A 3,860-nucleotide genomic window follows, 5' to 3' on the forward strand; every position below is an offset into this window, starting at 1 on the left:
CGCACACCAGCCGAGTTCGAACAACAACTGAGCACGACACGTACGCTGTCACTCGTCGCATGAAACCCGGTGTCCACTCCCCGGGATCAACCTCAAGCGCGTGGTCTTCTCCACCACCATCGACATGACCTGGACGCTGCGGCGGATGGCCCGCGAGGGCTGGACCCTGAATGCGGCCGATTTGGCGGTTCTCAGCCCCTACCGGCGCGAGAACGTGCTCCGTTTCGGCGACTACACCACCGACCAACTCCACATACCCCCGCCTGCCTACAACCCGACTCTCCACACCACCACCGAGGAAGCGGGCGGAGTCCGGCTGTACACCCATGACGAACTGGCGACAGTGGAGTAGGAGACCTCACCAGTACGAGACCCCGAACTCACACATCCATGTATGAGAGGGCACTCCTGAAGGAGCCCGCTGCGTGCTGGCAGACCACCGTTGCGATGAACGTCTGGGGCTGATTGGTCGGCCAGCGGCGGCAGGGCGGAGCGCAGCCTGTCATGCCGCGGGGGGCGGATGGGACCGCTCGCTGCATTGGCATCGCCGTTCGGGACCCGAGGCGGGCAAGTCGCCTTACTTCCATCTCCCGTTTAACGGTATATCGCATGGGGGATCTTGCCGCAAGCCCCCCATATCGGGCGAAGATAGCCCTCCGCGTCACGAGGCGCGGCAAGAGTATGGGAGTGAACATGCGGGTGCTGTTGTCCACTATCGGATCGCGCGGAGAGGTCCAGCCGGTGATCGCTCTGGCCGTGCAGCTGAAGGAATTGGGGCAGGAGGCCGTGGTGTGCGCACCTCCTGATTTCCAGGAGTGGGCCAAGTCGCTGGGGATCACCTACGTTCCGGTCGGCCCGGAATTGCACGCCACAGCCAAGCGGCCGGCAGGGGCAGTGCCCACACCCGAGCAGCTGCGACAGATGATCGAGGGCACGGTTGCGGATCAGTTCGCGGCGGTGGGTTCGGCCGCCGAGGGATGCGGGATGATCGTGGGAGGCGGTGCGCTGGCGATCGCCGCCCACTCGGTTGCCGAGCAGCGAGGTATCGGCTACGTGTACGCCGCGTTCGCACCGATCACGCTGCCCTCGCCGCACCACGCGCCGCCAGTGTTCGGATTGCTGGGAGAAAAGCCGACGGACAGCCCCGTCGACAACCAGACCCTGTGGGCCCAGGACGCACAGCGCTGGAATGTCATGTGGAGCGCGGCACTCAACGCACAGCGAGAGGCTGCCGGGCTCGCCCCCGTGAGCGATGTAAGCCGTCATATCTTCACCGACACCCCATGGCTGGCCGCCGATCCGACCCTGGCACCGTGGCCCGAGCCATCGGAGCTGAACGTGTTCCAGACCGGGGCGTGGACGCTGACGGATCACCGGCCGCTCTCGCCCGAGCTGGAAAAGTTCCTCGACGCTGGCGAGCCACCGATCTACTTCGGATTCGGCAGCGTACGCGCCCCCGAAGGCATCGCCCGGAAGATGATCGCAGCCGCCCGCGCACTCGGCCGCCGCGCGATCCTCGCCCGCGGCTGGGCCGAGCTGTCTCTCGACGAAGCCGCGCCCGACTGCCTAGCAATCGGAGACGTGAACCAGCAAGCGCTGTTCCAGCGGGTCGCCGCAGTCGTGCACCATGGTGGGGCGGGCACAACCACGACGGCCGCCGCAGCCGGGGCGCCCCAGGTGATCGTCCCGCAGATGCTCGATCAGTTCTACTTCGCCCGCCGCGTCGACCAGCTCGGAATCGGCAGCGCCCACGCGGTCAGCGACCCGACGGCCGACTCCCTCACCGCAGCGCTGGGCCGAGCCCTCGCCCCCCAGGTGGTCGAGACCGCACACACTCTGGCAGGGCGGGTGCGCACCAACGGTGCACTGACCGCAGCCCGCCGAATGATCGAGAGGCAGTAGCCCCCGCTCGCGCCCGCCTTCTCCGGCCAGCAGCACTCTCGCCCCTATCATCACTGTCCGTATTCAACGGCGGCAAGACGCTTCGTAAACAGACCGCTGGGCTTTGGAGGAGATATGCCCGAAGGGCGCCCCCGCGGGGGCGCCCTTCGGGCATATCTCCTCCAAAGCCCTACCTGGCCGCCGCCGGCCACCGACGTGAGGGCATCTACCACCCCATAGCCCGGGCTCTCCTGGCCGTGGCGCCCACCCCACGCCAAGCGGCCAAACTTACCCGGTCCCAGCTGCGGACCGTGCTGAAGAAGGCCGGTCGTAAGAACACCATCGACGGGGAGGTCGAGCGTCTGCACAACGCGCTCCGAGCTCCGCAGATGCGCCATCTCCCCCTGGTCGAGGAGGCCATGGGCCGACAGGCAGTTGCGCTGCTGCGGCAGCTGGAGGCGGCGTGCGCGAGCGCCGATGATCTCGCCGAAGCCTCAGTGCAGGCGTTCGAAGCCCATGCCGATGCCGAGGTCATCACCAGCTTCCCCGGCCTGGGCCCGCTGAGCGGGGCTCGGGTTCTGGCCGAGATCGGCGACGACCGGACCCGGTTCGCCGACGCCAGAGGTCTGAAGGCGTACGCGGGATCCGCCCCGGTCAACAGAGCCTCCGGCAAAAGCGTGTCCGTCGCGGCCCGCAGGGTCAAGAACCAGAGACTGGCCGGTGTCGGCTACATGTGGGCCTTCTCGGCGATGGCCCATTCGGACGGAGCACGGGCCCACTACGACCGCCGACGAGAGGCCGGAGACCGCCACACGGCCGCGCAGAGAAACCTCTTCAACCGGTGATCGGCTGCCTGCACCACTGCCTGTCTCACTGCGTCCCGTTCAACGAGGCCGTGGCCTTCCCGAACGCTCAAGAGCCCCGCCTTGCCCTTGCCGCTTGACGTGTTCTTCGCATCGGATGTCTTCTTCCCGCCGTCGTAGCCCCGACTGCCGGCGCCGACGACCGCGTCGGCCTTCACGGACTGCGAGTCGGTGACCGCAGCCGTCGGCTCCGTTTCCCGACCCACCCTCTCGCGGACCTTCGCGCGCAGCCAGTCGTGGAACTCGGCGATCAGCCCGGTCTCCCGCCATCGGCGGAAGAAGGCGTGACCCGGTCCCAGGCCGGGAAGTCCACCGGCATCGCTCGCCACTTGATCCCGTTGTCCAGGACGTAGAAGACGGCGTCGAGCATCTGGCGGTGGCAGTAGCCCTCCGGACGTCCGCCCCGGCCCTCCAGCCATGCCGGCACCGGCGGCAGCGGACGGATCTCCTGCCACTCGGCATCCGTCAGATCCGTGCCGTACGCCGGCGCCCGGTCGGGCTGATCGGCCGCGTTCCCGAACCGGTGAGCGAGGCAATCGCACGACACGACGGACGAGTTGAGATCCTCGCCCTCGACCGCGTACAACATAGACAACAGGGCCTCCAGGTGCGATCGGCGTCTCAGCAACTCCGAACTGCGCCAGGGGCCCTGTCCTCATGCACGGTCACGACCAGGTTCACTCGCCCCGGCAGCCACTTTCGATCACATCGCACTCAAGATCGATAGGTCAACGGCTTCTGATCGCCGGTATGTGGTGTGGTCTCGGGGGTGGGCTGGTTGTCGAGCCAGGTGGTGGGGATGAGTTTCTCGCCGTTGCGCCAGTTGTAGCGGAGGGCTTCCTGGTACCAGGCATGTGGCAGGTCGGCGTGGTCACTGACGGTGATCTGGAAGTCGGGGGAGAGTCCGGTAACGACCTGGTGCATGGGCTGGAAGAGGCGGGTGACGGTCACGCGGTCTTCGTCCAGTACTCCAGCCGTCCCCGTGCTTTGGCCATGTCGGAGGGGTAGTAGGGCTGGGTCGGCTAGGGCCTGTGTGATGTCGTGATCAGTTCCTGGGTTCTACCCTCTTCGTGGGGTGGAACCCGGTAGGACTGTGGCCGTGACGCGCAGGCAACT

The 3,860-nt window shown here is 67.1% G+C and carries 4 protein-coding genes and 1 pseudogene; 3 read left to right on the top strand and 2 right to left on the bottom strand.

All coding sequences use genetic code 11. The features are described from left to right. Positions 1-100: 100 nt before the first annotated feature. The 3 genes and pseudogenes from ACZ45T_RS39165 to ACZ45T_RS39175 all read left to right on the top strand — a co-directional run. Positions 101-352, top strand: a complete 252-nt coding sequence (locus ACZ45T_RS39165) for a hypothetical protein (RefSeq protein ID WP_468449260.1) — start codon at positions 101-103, stop codon at positions 350-352. 341 nt (positions 353-693) lie between these two features. Continuing rightward, a complete protein-coding gene (locus ACZ45T_RS39170; RefSeq protein WP_468449262.1) occupies positions 694-1,902 on the top strand; it encodes a glycosyltransferase in 1,209 nt (402 codons plus the stop codon). A gap of 170 nt (positions 1,903-2,072) precedes the next feature. After that, positions 2,073-2,824 (top strand): annotated as a pseudogene (locus ACZ45T_RS39175) (transposase); the annotation flags it as partial. Between the two features lie 170 nt (positions 2,825-2,994). Here the strand turns inward: ACZ45T_RS39175 and ACZ45T_RS39180 are convergent. Further along, positions 2,995-3,333 (bottom strand): transposase, encoded by a 339-nt coding sequence (locus tag ACZ45T_RS39180; RefSeq protein ID WP_468449266.1) that lies wholly within the window; start codon positions 3,331-3,333, stop codon positions 2,995-2,997. Between the two features lie 125 nt (positions 3,334-3,458). Then, a complete protein-coding gene (locus ACZ45T_RS39185) occupies positions 3,459-3,695 on the bottom strand; it encodes a DUF3732 domain-containing protein (protein WP_468449264.1) in 237 nt (78 codons plus the stop codon). Between the last annotated feature and the right edge of the window lie 165 nt (positions 3,696-3,860).

This window comes from Streptomyces sp. NPDC030995 (assembly GCF_055571215.1).